Source organism: Alcanivorax sp. DP30, from assembly GCF_009882945.1.
GTDB lineage: Bacteria > Pseudomonadota > Gammaproteobacteria > Pseudomonadales > Alcanivoracaceae > Alcanivorax.
Window position 1 is genome coordinate 535,593 of record NZ_WTUY01000002.1, and the last position, 15,809, is coordinate 551,401.

General features: G+C 56.6%; 15 protein-coding genes. 10 read left to right on the top strand and 5 right to left on the bottom strand.

The window, feature by feature from the left end:
* Positions 1–2 precede the first annotated feature (2 nt).
* Together GQF00_RS03070 and GQF00_RS03075 are read left to right on the top strand one after the other, a co-directional pair.
* Positions 3–854 carry a DMT family transporter gene (locus tag GQF00_RS03070; RefSeq protein ID WP_161317676.1) on the top strand — a complete coding sequence of 284 codons (852 nt, stop codon included), beginning with the start codon at positions 3–5 and terminating at the stop codon, positions 852–854.
* Between the two features lie 74 nt (positions 855–928).
* Complete coding sequence (locus GQF00_RS03075; RefSeq protein ID WP_237440359.1) at positions 929–1,903, top strand: alpha/beta fold hydrolase; 975 nt, start codon at positions 929–931, stop codon at positions 1,901–1,903.
* Here GQF00_RS03075 and GQF00_RS03080 read toward each other — a convergent pair.
* A complete protein-coding gene (locus GQF00_RS03080) occupies positions 1,900–3,162 on the bottom strand; it encodes an AarF/ABC1/UbiB kinase family protein (RefSeq protein WP_161317677.1) in 1,263 nt (420 codons plus the stop codon). The two genes, GQF00_RS03075 and GQF00_RS03080, sit on opposite strands and share 4 nt — an antisense overlap.
* A gap of 125 nt (positions 3,163–3,287) precedes the next feature.
* Between GQF00_RS03080 and GQF00_RS03085 the strand changes: the two genes are divergently transcribed.
* From GQF00_RS03085 to GQF00_RS03095, 3 genes are read left to right on the top strand one after another with little or no spacing between them, the layout of a single operon-like run.
* Positions 3,288–3,929, top strand: a complete 642-nt coding sequence (locus GQF00_RS03085; RefSeq protein ID WP_161317678.1) for a methyltransferase — start codon at positions 3,288–3,290, stop codon at positions 3,927–3,929.
* Between the two features lie 51 nt (positions 3,930–3,980).
* On the top strand, positions 3,981–6,350 hold the full coding sequence (gene lon / locus GQF00_RS03090; protein WP_161317679.1) for an endopeptidase La: 2,370 nt from the start codon (positions 3,981–3,983) through the stop codon (positions 6,348–6,350).
* Positions 6,325–7,026, top strand: a complete 702-nt coding sequence (locus GQF00_RS03095) for an RluA family pseudouridine synthase (protein ID WP_161317680.1) — start codon at positions 6,325–6,327, stop codon at positions 7,024–7,026. Before lon ends, GQF00_RS03095 begins: the two co-directional genes overlap by 26 nt.
* Before the next feature lie 226 nt (positions 7,027–7,252).
* On the opposite strand, the gene GQF00_RS03100 is transcribed toward GQF00_RS03095, so the two are convergent.
* A complete protein-coding gene (locus GQF00_RS03100) occupies positions 7,253–7,576 on the bottom strand; it encodes an SET domain-containing protein (protein WP_161317681.1) in 324 nt (107 codons plus the stop codon).
* 103 nt (positions 7,577–7,679) lie between these two features.
* Between GQF00_RS03100 and GQF00_RS03105 the strand changes: the two genes are divergently transcribed.
* Entirely contained in the window at positions 7,680–9,332 is a 1,653-nt protein-coding gene (locus GQF00_RS03105) for an AarF/ABC1/UbiB kinase family protein (RefSeq protein ID WP_237440390.1), read from the top strand.
* Between the two features lie 4 nt (positions 9,333–9,336).
* On the top strand, positions 9,337–10,125 hold the full coding sequence (locus GQF00_RS03110) for a M48 family metallopeptidase (protein WP_161317682.1): 789 nt from the start codon (positions 9,337–9,339) through the stop codon (positions 10,123–10,125).
* A 110-nt stretch (positions 10,126–10,235) separates the two neighbouring features.
* On the opposite strand, the gene nfuA is transcribed toward GQF00_RS03110, so the two are convergent.
* Positions 10,236–10,829: a Fe-S biogenesis protein NfuA gene (nfuA, locus tag GQF00_RS03115; RefSeq protein ID WP_161317683.1), complete on the bottom strand. Its 594-nt coding sequence runs from the start codon at positions 10,827–10,829 to the stop codon at positions 10,236–10,238.
* A 198-nt stretch (positions 10,830–11,027) separates the two neighbouring features.
* Here nfuA and GQF00_RS03120 point away from each other — a divergent pair, with 198 nt between their 5' ends.
* From GQF00_RS03120 to GQF00_RS03130, 3 genes are all read left to right on the top strand, one after another.
* Complete coding sequence (locus tag GQF00_RS03120) at positions 11,028–11,255, top strand: DUF2970 domain-containing protein (protein WP_161317684.1); 228 nt, start codon at positions 11,028–11,030, stop codon at positions 11,253–11,255.
* Positions 11,256–11,406: 151 nt separating this feature from the next.
* Positions 11,407–13,056, top strand: coding sequence for a nitrite/sulfite reductase (locus GQF00_RS03125; protein ID WP_161317685.1), 1,650 nt, complete (start codon positions 11,407–11,409; stop codon positions 13,054–13,056).
* A complete protein-coding gene (locus GQF00_RS03130; protein ID WP_161317686.1) occupies positions 13,049–13,537 on the top strand; it encodes a DUF934 domain-containing protein in 489 nt (162 codons plus the stop codon). The genes GQF00_RS03125 and GQF00_RS03130 overlap by 8 nt, the downstream gene beginning before the upstream one ends.
* 31 nt (positions 13,538–13,568) lie before the next feature.
* Here GQF00_RS03130 and GQF00_RS03135 read toward each other — a convergent pair whose 3' ends face one another.
* Both GQF00_RS03135 and GQF00_RS03140 read right to left on the bottom strand, forming a co-directional pair.
* Positions 13,569–14,525 (bottom strand): zinc transporter ZntB, encoded by a 957-nt coding sequence (locus tag GQF00_RS03135; RefSeq protein WP_161317687.1) that lies wholly within the window; start codon positions 14,523–14,525, stop codon positions 13,569–13,571.
* Between the two features lie 286 nt (positions 14,526–14,811).
* A complete protein-coding gene (locus tag GQF00_RS03140) occupies positions 14,812–15,801 on the bottom strand; it encodes a YhdH/YhfP family quinone oxidoreductase (RefSeq protein ID WP_161317688.1) in 990 nt (329 codons plus the stop codon).
* Between the last annotated feature and the right edge of the window lie 8 nt (positions 15,802–15,809).

Genomic DNA, 15,809 nt, shown 5'->3' on the forward strand with positions numbered 1-15,809 from the left:
GCGTGAATGACCAACCCCTGAAAGGTGCCTTGCTACTGGTACTCGGTGAAGGTCTGTTGGCCGTCATGGCCGCCATGATCAAGACACTGTCCGATCACCTCGACACCGAGGTGATCGTCTTCGCCCGCAATCTGTTCGGGCTGATGTTTCTGATCCCCATCATCATGCACCGGGGAGGCTTCGGACAGCTGAAAACCGGTAATCTCCATCTTCACCTGATTCGCGCCTTTACCGGCGTGTCGGCCATGTTCTGTTTTTTCTACACCATCGGACACATTGCTCTTGCCGAGGCCGTGCTGGTGAAGATGACAGTGCCTTTTTTTCTACCGGTGGTGGGCTGGCTTTGGGTCAAGGAACGCATCACTACCCGTAGCTGGATTGCAATACTGGTGGGCTTCGTGGGTGTGGCCATCATCATGCGCGCGGACAGCGGGCAGATCGACCCGGTAATGTGGGTGGCGCTGGCGGGCGCAGCCATCATGAGTGTCGCCAAGGTGAGTATACGGCGCATGGCCGTTACCGAACCGGCACAACGGGTGGTTTTTTACTTTGCTCTCTTCGCTACCCTGTTCTCTGCCATTCCGTTGTTGTGGGTGCATACCTTCCCCGAAGGCAGCGACTATCTGTGGCTGATGGGTATCGGTCTGGTTGCTACGGGTGGCCAGTTTGCCCTGACCAATGCCTATCAGATGGCAAGCCCTGGTCAGGTAGGCGTCTATAACTACTCAGCGGTTGTCTGGGCAGCGCTGCTGGGTTGGCTGTTCTGGGGGGAAACCCTGGTGATCACCACGGTATTGGGCACCTTGCTGATTGTTGCGGCAGGGGTGTGGAACCTGAAGTCCAAATCAAGGTAGTGTTGCCTGCGGGCAATCGTCCGACAAGCCAACTACCCGGCATCAACTAGCGCTCTAGAATGCTGCACACACTTATGGATCGAGTACTGCACATGGCACTCCCGTATCGCCCTTTTCTTCTCTTGCTGACAACAATCTTCCTTGCCCTGCTGGCTGGCTGCGACAATGCGGCCCAGCGCGCGTATGACATGGGACTGAATCTGGAAAAGTCCCGAGCTGGTCTGATCGGCACACAGCTGGACACGCCGGACGACATCCGCTGGAACCTGTTGACCTCCGAAGGGGAGATCGACAAACCGGTGGTGCTACTGATTCATGGCTTTGGTGCTGACGCCAGTAACTGGCTCCGTTTTGCCGGCGAGCTGGAAGGCGAATTCTACTTTGTGGTGCCGGACCTGCCCGGCCATGGGAATACTACCCGAGACCCGACCCTCAATTACCGCATGGCCGCGCAGTCCCGCCGGCTGCTGACCCTGATGGATCAACTGGGCATCGACAAGTTTCATGTGGCCGGCAACTCCATGGGCGGCGCCATATCGCTGTCCCTGACACGACAAGCCCCCGAAAGAATCATCTCCATGGGCCTGATCGATTCAGCCGGCCTCACCCGTCAGACAAAGGAGTTCCGCGAGCTGCTGGCCAATAGTGATTCCAACCCGCTTATCCCGCGCAGCCCGGACGATTTCAACACAACGCTGCAGTGGGCCATGGAGGATCCACCTTATATGCCGGAATTCTTCATCGACATCATGGGTCAGGAAAAGGCCCGGAATGCCACGGTAGCACAGGCTATCTTTGAACAACTCGATGCGGACCCCGGCATGAACCTGGAAGGTACCGGCAAATTGGCCGACGTGAACACCCCGGCACTGGTGGTTTGGGGGCGCAAGGACCGCCTGCTGGGGGTGGACAACGTGGAGGCATTTCTTGCAGAACTTCCCAATGCCCGAGCAGCCATTCTTGATGACATCGGCCATCTACCCATGACCGAAGCGCCGGAAAAAACCGCGGATTTGTTCAGGACCTTTTGGCAGGAAGCCCGCCACTAACCCTCAACGGAGGCCTCCGCAGCAGCGACTTTGCGCTGCTCCGGTGGCGTCCAGTCAAATGGCACCTCGTAGCTCATCAGAAAGCCACCCAGGGTGATCAATACCCGGGAAATGCCGATATAGGAATCCGGAATACTGATGCGCTCTTCGCGGAAACGCTCCATGAGCTCCCCCATGGCCGCCACAGGCCCCTGCTTGCGCATTTGATCAGTGAGAACGAACAAAGCCAGCGCCTCCAGGGTTTCAGGGGAACCACCCTTGAAACCGGCCTGGACAAACAACTCACCGATATCGACCTGCCCTTCAAAACCCATCAGCCCGTAGAGCAACCGTGAGTATCGCCGCACCTCATCCGGTGTGAGGATCCCAATAGCACCGAAGTCGAGAATCACCACCTGGCCAGCATCATTCACCAGAAAATTACCCGGGTGGGGATCTGCCTGGTAAATACCAAAACGGGTCACTTGCTGGAGGTAGCTGGTCAGCAGTACGCCCAGCAAATCAGCGGCCTTGTCACGATGATCATCCAGATAGTCACGCAAGCGGGTCTCGCCTTCCCAGCTGGTGACCAAAATGCGCTCATTGCAAAGTGGCTTGATCAGCTCCGGGATACGAATCCGGGGGTGATGGGGCTGTCGTGAAAAACGCAGCATGTTGGCCGCTTCATTTCTGAAATCCAGCTCGATGGCGGTCATGGACAGCAATTGCTCAATTGCCTGGCGTAAATCGAACTCGCGAAAGCGTGGTGCGACTACTGCCGCTACCGCGCGGAATACCTTGGCATCCTGTTCAAACAGTTTCTTTACCTTGGGCAGCCGCACCTTGATCGCCACGTCCTGGCCATCCTTGAGCCTGGCACGGTGCACCTGGGCGATGGATGCAACCGCCACAGGGACTTCCTGGACCCACAGAAACTGGTCACGCCAATCCTTGCCCCAGGAACGAGAGAACACCTTTTCCACTGCAGAAAACGGTACCGGGTGGGCATCATTCTGTAGTTGCTGAAAGGCTTCGATATACTCGCGGGGCAACACATCAGGACGGCAGCTGAAAAACTGGGCCGCCTTGACCCAGAAACCTCCATTGCGACGACAAAGGCGAGTCAGGATCTCGGCGCCCCGGCGGTGGCTTTCACTCTTGTCGCCAAGCCCCCCGGCTGCGTATACCGCCACCAGCTGGCTCAGGGCTGCCATCGCCCTCAAATAACGCGTGCGTCCGGCAGCAATTCCCGACAGTCCGACGACACCTTCTTTAATCATTATTTATCACCCAGCCCCTGTCGTCATACGGTTCAATATTATGCACAAGTTGCAATTCGCTTTCCGGACTTGAATCGCACCGGCCTTGACCGTACTGTTTCAGGCTTTTACGGCAGTGAGCGATTATGTCAGCTTCAGGGTTAGTTATACGGGCAGGAGAGCCCCACACCATTCGCACCCGTGGCATCACCCTGCTGCGCTCCGGCCATAAGGAAATCCGCCGGCTCAAGCGTGCAAACCACACCCCCTCCATTCATGGCAACAAAGTGTGGAACTCCAGCTTCCTGATCATGGATCACCTCACCCGCCAGAAGGTCACCGCTGATCAGCATCTTCTTGATATCGGCTGCGGCTGGGGGCCCCTCTCCATCTTCGCCGCCAGGCGCTTTGGCTGCCCGGTGACCGCGGTGGATGCGGATGAGGATGTTTTCCCCTATCTGGACCTGCATGCCCGGATCAACAAGGTAAACATTGATCAGAAAGTCATGCGCTTCGAGAAAATCAGTCAAAAAATGCTCGCCGATGTGAACATCATGGCGGGGGCCGACATCTGCTTCTGGGACGAGCTTACCCCGGTGCTCTTCAAGCTGATTCGCCGGGCTCTGCGCGCAGGAGTAAAAGAGATCATTATTGCCGACCCTGGCAGAAGCCCCTTCTACGATTTGGCCAACCTGTGCGAGGACGCGGGCCTGGACTCCCGTGTCGTCGAGCGCAGGACAAAAACACCAAAGTCACTGTGCGCAGATCTTCTCATCATCAACAATTGAATTTTTCGACAGTGCCACCATGTTGTCCCCAGTTGAACGGGAAGTGACACCATGACAGACGACACCCAGAATGCCGAACAAATCCCGCAGGGCAACCTGGCCCTGCCGGACCAGCTTAAACCCCAGCGCATTTACCTTATCCCGGTGCGCTATCGCCCCTTTATGCCCGGCCTGGTACAGCCGGTCATGCTCGACAAGGAAACCTGGACACAAACCCTGGAGCGCGTCAGCCAGACCCCGCACCAGTCATTGGGCCTGGTGTATGTCGGCGACAAGGATCCTGACTCCGTCACAGCGGAAGATTTCCCTGAATATGGGTGCCAGGTAAAAGTACATGCCCTGAACGAAGAGAACGACCACTTTCAACTGGTCGCCCAGGGAGCTGCGCGTTTTCGTATTGAAGGTTGGCTGAACCGTAAACGCCCCTTCATGGCTGAAGTCAGCTACCCGGAACCGGCAAAAGAATCCGATGAGACCATTCGTGCCTACGGCATGGCCATCATCAACACCATCAAGGAATTGCTGCCGTTAAATCCGCTCTACAACGAGGGACTGCGCCACTACCTGCAGAATTTTTCCCCTACCGAGCCCTCTCCGCTTACAGACTTTGCCGCGGCGCTGACCAGCGCCAGCGGGGACGAACTTCAGGCGATTCTGGAAACCGTCCCACTGCGCCCACGCATGGAAAAGGTGCTGACGCTGGTAAAGAAAGAGCTGGAAGTCGCACGGCTGCAAAGTGAAATCACCGAAGAGGTGAACGAGAAGGTCAGCAAGCATCAGCGCGAGTTCTTTTTGCGTGAGCAGCTCAAGATCATCCAGCGCGAACTGGGCTTGAGCAAGGACGACAAGACCGCTGAGGCCGATGAATTCCGGGAACGGATGAACGCACTGGCACCACCGGAGCCCGTTCTCAAACGCTTTGAAGACGAACTTCACAAGCTCTCTGTCCTTGAAACCGGCTCACCGGAGTACGGTGTCACCCGCAATTATCTGGACTGGCTAACCAGTGTCCCCTGGGGGCAGTACAGTGATGACAATCTTGACCTGAAACACGCCAAGAACGTGCTCGAACAACATCACAGCGGACTGGATGATGTGAAAGACCGCATCGTGGAATTTCTTGCCGTAGGCGCGCTACGTGGCGAAGTGAAAGGCTCCATCATCCTGCTGGTGGGCCCCCCCGGGGTGGGCAAGACCAGTATCGGCAAGTCCATCGCTGAAGCGCTGGGGCGGAAGTTCTACCGGTTCAGTCTTGGCGGCATGCGTGATGAGGCAGAGATCAAGGGCCATCGCCGCACATACATAGGCGCCATGCCTGGCAAGTTGGTGCAATCTCTCAAGGAGGCCGGCACCGCCAACCCGGTGATCATGCTTGATGAGATCGACAAGCTCGGCCAGTCCTTTCAGGGCGACCCAGCGTCTGCCCTGCTTGAGGTACTGGACCCTGAGCAGAATCAGGATTTTCTGGATCACTATCTGGATGAACCTCTGGATCTCAGCCATGCCCTGTTCGTATGTACTGCCAATACCCTGGACAGTATTCCCGGGCCGCTACTGGACCGCATGGAAGTCATTCGTCTGTCTGGCTACATCACCGAAGAAAAAGTGGAAATCGCCCGCAAGCATCTCTGGCCACGGGCCCTTGAACGGGCCGGCGTCAAGCCCGCCCAGCTCAAGATCAGCGATAGCGCCCTGCGCCAGATTACCGAGGGCTATGCCCGTGAAGCCGGTGTGCGCAACCTTGAGAAGCAGCTCAACAAGATCATTCGCAAAGCGGCTGTCCGTCTCATGGGCGGCGAGAAAAAACTCAGCATCAGTGGCAAGAACCTGACGGATTTCCTGGGCCAGCCCTATTTCCAGACGGAAAAGACCCAGCGTGGTATTGGTGTCGTTACCGGCCTGGCCTGGACCAGCATGGGCGGAGCCACCCTCTCTGTCGAAGCCAGTCTGGTTCACAGCCGCCAGCGAGGTTTCAAATTGACCGGGCAGCTGGGCGATGTCATGAAGGAATCCGCCGAGATCGCCTACAGCTATGTGGCCAGCCATTTGCAGGATTTTGGCCTTCCGCAGGACATTCTCGACGAAGCTTTCATCCATCTGCATGTCCCGGAAGGCGCCACCCCCAAGGACGGGCCCAGTGCAGGCATCACCATGGCCTCTGCCCTTCTGTCGCTGCTGATGAAAAAGCGGCTACCGCGCAAGGTTGCCATGACTGGCGAACTGACACTGACCGGCCAGGTGCTGGCCGTGGGCGGGATACGTGAAAAAGTGATTGCCGCCCGCCGCGTTGGCATTCGCGAACTGATCCTGCCAGAAGCCTGCCAGCGGGACTTCGATGAACTGCCTGGCTATCTGAAAGAAGGGCTGACCATTCACTTTGCCGGGCAGTACAGCGATGTCTTCCACATCCTCTGGGGCTGAGTCCCCAGCGGCCCCAGCCCCTTACTACATCGTGCCCCCCTGCCACGAGCGGGTGGGCATTGTGTATCAGGATGCCGATATCCTGCTGATCAACAAACCCGCCTTTCTGCTCAGCGTTCCCGGCCGGGCACCGGAGAACAAGGACTGCGCCATCACCCGGCTCAAACAGCAGTTTGAAGATATTCGACTGGTGCACCGGCTGGATCTGGATACCTCCGGCATTATGGTGTTTGCCCTCAGCCGCGCCGGCCAGAGTCAACTCAGCCGCCTTTTTCAGCAACGTACCGTCAAGAAACGCTATCAAGCAGTGGTTCATGGTCTGGTTGAAGAAGATCAAGGCAGCATCGAACTGCCATTGATTGCTGACTGGCCCAATCGCCCACTGCAAAAGGTCTGTCATGACACCGGCAAACCTGCCCTGACCCACTATCGGGTACTTGAGCGTGACAGGGATCGCAATCGCACTCGGGTTGCGCTGAGCCCGGTGACGGGTCGCAGCCATCAGCTGCGTATCCACTGCCGCGAACTGGGCCATCCCATCATCGGCTGCGACATGTACGCCCCGCCTGAAATCGAGGCACTCAGCCCAAGACTTCTCCTGCACGCCGAATGGCTGGCCTTTAATCACCCCATCACCGGGTTATGGAGCGAATTCACGTCCCCCTGCCCGTTCTGAAACATTCTTGAAATTTAAGGTTTTCGGGACTCAAAACTCGCTACTCGCGTCTCTGGAATCCCTACCTCGCCCTGGCTTGGATCGCTTGCAGGCAAGTTATTCGCTTCGCTCACCCCTTCGGGGCCGCACTCCGTGCGTTACTCCACTGCGCTACGTTCCTGCAGCAGCCATGTAGCTGTTTTTGATTTTAGCTATTAACTATTCGCTGTTAACTATCAACTGCTTTTCATTCCCACTCATCACCATAATCATGCAGCAGTTCTTCCCCCGCCTTGATCTTCTTCAGCGCCACAACGGTCAGATCATCGTAGTAAGCCACATTGGGTTGCTTGCCATGATTGATGTATTTGAGATCACAAAGCACCTGGTATTTCTCGTTCCCGTGATCATCAATCCACAGAACATGGGCCCCTTCACCCTTGGTGGCTCTAGCCCTGCACAATCCCAGCTCGGTCCCTTTGGTAATAGACTTCGCGGCAAACAGCCCTCTTCCATGGAGTTTACTCTCGCGGACTTCCAGCAGGTCGTCACGTAAATATGGCTTGGACATATTCTTCATCATTCCTGTTTATTGTCGCTCTGGCATTTTGCCAGAGAATGTCACAGTCTTCAGGGAATCACTTTTTTATGACAGGGAAACGTTTGTGAATCTGATGCATACCGGCAAAGATCTGCTGCGCATGAACGAGCTGGCCACAATATTGTTTCGATACGGCTTTGCTGATGTCATTCGTCGTCTCGGGCTGGCCACCCCCATTGAGCAGGCGGGAAAACTTGTTCGCAGTCCGGTCAAGGGCGACATGCTGCGAATGGGTACGGCAGAAAGGCTCCGTCACGCCATGGAAGAGATGGGGCCAACCTATGTGAAGCTGGGCCAGGTACTCGCTACCCGGGTTGATCTGTTCCCCATGGACTGGATCAGCGAATTCGAAAAACTACAGGATCAGGCATCGCCAATTCCTTTCCATGATCTCAGCCCACAAATCGAGAGTGCTCTCGGCAAGCCCATCGACACCCTGTTCGCGCGCATTGACCCCGAGCCCATAGGCGTGGCCTCCATTGGCCAGGTACACAGTGCACTGACTCGGCGCGGCCAGAAGGTGGTGCTTAAAGTGCAGAAACCCGGCATTCGCGAAAAGATTGAATCGGACCTGCGCCTGCTCGACCAGCTGGCCAAGCTGGCCTCCGATAATTCCGTAGAACTGCGCCGCTATCGCCCGGTGGAGCTGGTGCGGGAGTTTCGCCGCTCCCTGTTACGGGAGCTGGATTTCACCATTGAAGCCCGCAACGCTGATCGCATTCGCAAGAACATGCGCTCACTGAAGTGGCTGACCATTCCGCGGGTTCATTGGGATCTGTCTTCCGCCACCGTACAGGTACAGGATCTGGTTCAGGGCATTCCTGCCCGGGCCGTGAAGCAGCTTGAAGAAGCGGGGCTTGATCGCAAGCTGGTGGCACGCCGGGGAGCCCTGGCTGCCTGGAAGATGGTACTGGAAGACGGTTTTTTCCATGCAGACCCCCACCCCGGTAATTTCATCATCCTGCAGGGCAATCGGATCGCCATGCTGGATTTCGGCATGGTCGGCAAGCTCAGTCATAGTCGCCGCGAACAGATTCTGCAACTGACCCGATCCGTGGTGTTAAGAGAGGCCGAACAATGCGCAGCCGTACTGGCAAACTGGTCTGACGGACAACCGATCAAATTCGATCAGCTGGTGTCAGATGTGGAGGATGTCATCAGCCAGTACCACGGCGTGTCCCTTGCGCAGCTGGATATCACTGCACTACTGGCCGATGTCACCGCCATGGTGCGCAACCATAATCTGGTGCTGCCCAGTGATATCGCCTTGCTGATCAAGGCCATTATTACCCTGGAAGGCTTCGGGCGACTGCTGAACCCGGACTTCGACCTGATGACGGAGGCGGAACCACTGCTCAAGCGCATGATCCGCACCCGCTATTCGCCGGCAAGACTGGCGAAGAGCCTGAGCCTCAAGGCTCTGGATGTGGTCGACAAGGTGTACGCTCCACCACCGGTGCCGGGCCATGGTGCAGCACAGGAGAGTGGAATTGACCCCCGTCACCTGGAGCGACTGGTCACCCGGCTGGAGCGTGGCCAGTATCGACAGGTTCAGGCACTGTTAGTACTTGCAGGCTTCATCGGTGGCAGTATCCTGTTGGCCGGCAAGGTTGCACCTGCCCCCTGGGGGGTTTCCGTACTCGGGCTGATGGTGTTTATGGGTAGTGCTGGCTGGGCTAGCTGGCTGATGTTTGTTTCCCGGCGTTTCCTGAGGGAATGGGAGTAACTAAATGAAATTACATGGAAAAATTCTGATCACGGTAATGGCTGGCACCCTGGCAGCCTGTGCCACCTCGCCATTGGGCCGCAATCAGTTTCTGCTGATGCCGGAAGACCAGATGAGCGAAATGGGCGCCACCGCCTATGCACAGATCAAGCAGGACACCCCGGTAAGTGGCGATCAGGGCCAAACCGCCTATGTTCGCTGTGTGGCCAATGCCATTACCTCTACCCTGACGGACAAGCAAGCCTGGGAAGTGAATCTGTTCGAGGACAATGCCGCCAACGCCTTTGCCTTGCCCGGCGGCAAGATCGGTGTCAACACCGGTCTGCTCAAGGTGGCCAGGAACCAATCACAGCTTGCCACGGTCATTGGCCATGAAATTGGCCATGTCCAGGCACACCATTCCAACGAGCGCATGTCGCTGGAGTATGCCACACAGAATGGTCTTGGCCTGCTGGGGGCCATTGCCGGTCAGGATACAGCCGTCAAACAGGGCATCTTTGCGGCCCTAGGCATGGGCGCTCAATACGGTGTTGCCCTGCCCTTCAGCCGCAAGCACGAAGCGGAGGCCGACATCATAGGTCTGCAACTGATGGCCAAAGCCGGCTTTGACCCCCGTGAAAGCATCAATTTGTGGGTCAACATGGCCGCCTCAAACGGCAACGAGCCCCCCGAGTTCATGTCCACGCACCCTTCCAATGAAACCCGTATCAACGGCCTGCAGTCCAAACTGCCCGAAGTCATGCCACTGTATAACAAGGCCAGGGCAGCGGGCCGCAATCCAAGCTGCGGCTAAAGAGCAGCTACCTGCTTCTAGCGACGAGTAAAACCCGCAAACAAAAAACGCAGCCAAGGCTGCGTTTTAGGTTTTACTAGTAGCTCGACGCTCGTAGCTCGCAGCTGCACCTAACTGTAGTAGGCATTATCCGTAACGGTATGATCTGTCTTGTCCCGTACACCGCTGAGTTCAGGGATACGCTCCTTCAGGGTTTTCTCAACACCGTCGCGCAGAGTCACATCCACCACTGAGCAACCCTGGCAGCCACCACCGAATTCCAGAACCGCCACCATGTCCTCGGTCAGTTCCAGCAACTGAACACTGCCACCATGGCTGGCCAGGTTCGGGTTGATCTCGGCGTACAGGACATAGTTGATCTTCTCTTCAACAGAGGCATCTTCGCTGATATCCGGCACCCGCGACTTGGGGGCACGGAAAGTCAGCTGGCCACCCATGCTGTCTTTCTTGTAGTCGATCACCGCGTCTTCCAGGTAACGAACGCTTTTGCCCTCAATCCAGGCGTGAAAGCCTTCGTAGTCAAGACGGACATCATCCGCTTCCTGCTCACCATCCGGGCAGTAGGCCATGCAACACTCTGCATGCGGGGTGCCCGGACGCTCGACGAAAATACGTACACCGATGCCGTCCTGGTCCTGCTTGCTGAGCAAATCACGCAGGTAGTCCTGAGCGGGTTCAGTAATATCGATCAACAGCTCTGCCATTACGCTTCCTGATCCGGGTATATGACCGCCAGACGCGCCAAACGCCTGCGGGACTATCCTGACTATTTTAGTCAGGTACTCGGCAGTTGCAAATGATCTCCTCTGCCAGATTGGCGGTCAGGCTGTAAGTCCAGATTATGGAGGCGTAGAATACGGCTCTCACAGACAGGCCAGTTGGCAGTTAACAGCGGGACAGCAATGACCGAACGTAACGACAGCGACAAGCAGGACAAACCCACCCTGATACAGACTATTCAGAGCATCCTGGCAGCCCTGCTGGGCGTACAGAGCGGCAAGAATCGGGAGCGGGACTTCACCAAAGGTGATGCAGGCAGCTACATTGGGGTTTACGTGGTGCTGGTGATTGCGCTGGTGATCGGCATGATCATCACCGTCAATATGGTTCTCGATGCTGCAGCCAAGTAATTTCCCGTCTATTTTAAGCGTCCCACGTTATAGAGATATGCCAAGATATTTCTTTTAACTATAAGGGCGCTTTGCTAGAGTGCCGCTCTGCCTGTAGTGGGCACTCCTTACCTATTGAATTTTCAAGCATTTAAGGACGGTATACGGTCCCATGTACGTTTATCAGGAACATGATCAGCAATTGCTGGAAGAGCGGGTGGCACAGTTTCGTGACCAGACCCGTCGCTACCTGGCCGGTGAACTGAGCGAAGACGAGTTTCTCGCCCTGCGCCTGCAGAATGGTCTCTATGTTCAACGCTATGCGCCGATGATGCGCATTGCCGTTCCTTATGGCTTGCTGTCCAGCACTCAGCTGCGTCGCCTGGCGCATATCACCCGTGCCTATGACAAGGGTTTCTGTCATGTGAGCACCCGCCAGAACATCCAGCTCAACTGGCCTGCGCTGGAAGATGTGCCGGACATTCTTGCCGAACTGGCTGACGTGCAGATGCACGCTATTCAGACCAGTGGCAACTGTATCCGTAACACCACCACCGATGAACTGGCTGGTGTGAATCCGAAAGAGATTGAAGACCCACGTCCCTGGTGCGAAATCATTCGTCAGTGGTCCACCTTCAATCCCGAATTTGCCTATTTGCCGCGCAAGTTCAAGATCGCTGTGAACGCGGTCCCGGATGAAGACCCTGCCATTATTGGTGTTCACGATATTGGTGTGCAGATCGTCCACAACGATGCCGGCGAAATCGGCTTTGAAGTCTGGGCCGGCGGCGGCCTGGGCCGCACCCCGATGACCGGCGCTGTGATTGGCGAATTCGTGCCATGGCAGCACCTGCTTTCCTATCTGGAAGCCATCCTGCGGGTGTACAACAAGTACGGTAATCGTGACAACAAGTACAAGGCCCGCATCAAGATCCTGGTGAAGGCGCTGGGCGCAGACAAGTATCGCGAACTGGTTGAGCAGGAATTTGCCGAGCTCAAAGACGGTCCCATGACCCTCACCGAGCAAGAGGTAGAACGGATCCAGAAGTGCTTCACGGCGCAGGATTATCGCTCCGAGATAGATAGCAGTGATCTGGAAGCCCGTCTGGCTGATAACAAGGCATTCAGCCGCTGGTATCACACCAATACCCACGCTCACAAAAAGCCGGGTTACCGCGCTGTCACCCTGACCCTGAAGAAAACCTCCCGGGTTCCTGGTGACATTACCCACGAGCAGCTGGATGCTGTGGCCGATCTGGCAGACCAGTACAGCTTTGGCGAAATTCGCAACAGCCACCAGCAGAACATGGTGCTGGCGGATGTGGCAGCCAGCGATCTGTTTGTCCTGTGGCAACAACTGGATACTCTGGGTTTTGCGACCCCCAACCTGGGCCTCCTCACTGACATGGTCTGCTGCCCCGGTGGTGACCTCTGTGCCCTGGCCAATGCCAAATCCATTCCCATCGCGGAATCTATCCAGCATCGCTTCTCAGATCTGGATTACCTGCATGATCTGGGGACGCTGGATCTGAATATTTCCGGTTGCATGAACGCCTGTGGTCACCATCACATTGGCCATATCGGCATTCTCGGGGTCGACAAGAAAGGCAAGGAGTTCTATCAGATCACACTGGGTGGACGCGGCGACAAGTTCACGCGTGTCGGTGAGAAGCTTGGCCCCTCATTCGAGGCCGACGAAGTCACTGACGTGATCGAGAAGATCATCAACCTCTACGTGGAAAAACGCCACGAGAACGAACCTTTCATCGATACTTACGAACGCATTGGAATGGACACGTTCAAGGAGCGCATCTATGGGTAAGGTAATCATTGATGGTGCCATCGTGGACAACCAGTGGCAGCGTCTGGAAAGTGACTCTCTGGAAAACGGCCTGCCTGACGGCAAGGTAATGGTTCCCCTCGCCTACTGGCAGGCCAACCGTGATGCCTTGCTGGCCCGTGGCGATGTAGCCGTATGGCTGGCTCCGGGTGAAGAGCCCCGTGATCTGGAAGAGGATCTGGAGCAGTTTTCCCTGATCGCCATCCACTTTCCGGCGTTCAAGGATGGCCGCGGCTATTCCTACGCGCGCGAGCTGCGTACCCGTTACAACTTCAAGGGAGAAATTCGTGCCACCGGCGATGTGCTGCGTGATCAGCTGTTCTATCTGCAGCGCTGCGGGTTCAACGCCTTCGAAGTCCGCGCAGACCGCAGCATTGAAGAAGCCGTCGCCGGACTGCGCGACTTCACCGTGACCTACCAGGGCGACGTAGCCGACCCGCGACCGATTTACCGTCGCGCCTGATTGCGCTAGCGCCCCACCGAAAACGCCGCTGTCACAACCAGCGGCGTTTTCGCATCCAGATCACTACGCCCAAGGCAATCACGCTCATCCCGCCGCAGAACCACCAGAACGCACGATCATTCTCCAGGCCCGGCAACCCGCCTACATTGATCCCGAACAGGCCTGTCAGGAAGCCCAGCGGCAGAAACAGGGCCGAGATAATCGCCAAAAGGTACATACGATCATTGATGGCTTCATTCTGAACGGCAAACACTTCTTCCTGGAGTAACGTGGCGTGCTCACGAGCCGCATCCAGATCCTCCACCAGGCGCAACAGCCGGTCCGTTGCCTCACGGATCTGAATCACATCGCTATCCGAAAATAGCCGGTCGCTCTGCAACTTCACCAACGCTTCGCGCTGGGGAGTCAGATAGCGCCGCAGGGTGATGGCTCTGCGTCTCAACAACCCCAATTGCGAGGTCAGTGAAGCCGTGGGAGAGGCATCCAGTTGTTCTGCACAGGTTTCTACCTCTGTCTCCAGATTCTCGATCACGTCTTCCATCAGCCAGGTCAGCTCATCCACCAGTGCAGCCACCAACTGGGTGGCCGACATGGCGCCCTCCCCTGCTTTCAGGGCTGCCTCTACCGTCTGCACAGATACGAGGGTGCGCTTCTGGGTACTGATGACGCCATGGGGGCCTAACCACAGGCGCAAGGCAATCATGTCTTCAGGTCGAGCGCCTGGTTGCAGGTTGACGCCGCGCAGGTAAACCAGAAGCCCACCAGCCACCTCAATGGCCCGTGGTCGGGTTTCAGCCGCAGTGAGCGCTTCAATTACCCGGCCCGGCACACCATTGGCTTCCATCCAGGACACTGTCTGTGGATGCGTATAATCAAGATGCGCCCAGTAGCACTGATCCGACTTGAGGCGCTCCTCGGGCCCAAATGTGGTGCCGCCTCCCTCGCCATCAAGGTAGCAGCCAATCTTTAACCAACTGTTGTTATCCATTCAGCATCCCAGAGAAACGGCAAGATTCTTCACCTGAATAATGGAGCATTCAGGGTGCTGGAATCCACTGCAAAGGAGCAATGAACAACCGAAAGGCATTATTGACATGAAAGGCTTAAGCACGGGTAAGGAGGATTGATCTTTAGGGGATGCCAGGACGTCGAATCCACCAGAACGTTGATCCGGTTTTCCCGGCATTTGCACCAAGCTGTATCGGCCTCTCTACAACGCGGGGAAACCTGCCGGAAATGCGCGGCCAGAAGGCCGCACAAGGGCAAAAAAACAATCAGGGTAGTCGGACTACTACGCGGCCCCGGACGCCGCCTTTGAGAATTTTGCTGACCCATTCATTCACTTCTTCCAGGCCGATCTCAGCCGCTTCGAGCTTGCTCATGCCACCGGGAATCCATTCATCAGCCAGTAGCTGCCACATCTGCTGCTTGATCTCCACGGGCAACTCCACACTGTCCACGCCGAGCAGATTGACGCCACGAAGAATGAACGGGAATACCGTCATGTTGAGTTCCGGAGAGCCAGCCAGACCGCAACAAGCCACGCTGCCACCGTATTTCACGCTTTTCAGGGCAGTGGTGAGCGCGTCACCGCCGACGCAATCCACAGCGCCAGACCACTGCTCCTTGAGCATGGGCTTGCAGGCATTCTCCAGGAAGGCTTCACGACTGATCACGTCGGAAGCACCGAGCTCCTTCAGCCATTCAACCGCATCCGGCTTGCCGGAAACCGCAACCACGTCAAAGCCCAGCTTGGCCAGAATCGCAACGCTGACGCTACCCACACCACCAGTGGCCCCCGTGACCAGCACCGGTCCCTGGTCAGGGTTGACCCCGGTGTCCAGCAAGGATTCGACACACAACGCAGCAGTGAGTCCAGCCGTACCCAGCAGCATGGCATCACGCGCAGCCAAGCCCTCCGGTAACGGCACCAACCATTCTTCAGGCACACGAATGAATTGTGCCAGGCCGCCATCGGTATTCATCCCCAGGTCATAACCGGTACAGATCACCGCGTCACCTTTTGAGAAAGGGCCGTCCCCAGCCTCTTCCACCACCCCCACAGCATCAATACCCGGTGTATGAGGGAAATTCCGGGTCACACCCTTGTTACCCGTGGCAGACAACGCATCCTTGTAGTTCAGAGAAGACCACTGGACTCGCACCAGAACACCATTACTGCCCAGTTCGGACAACTCACGATCAATCAGATCTGTCTGGTAGCCGCCGTCAACTTCTCGTGTCTGTAGAGCCTGAAATGTCATCGGTCTTC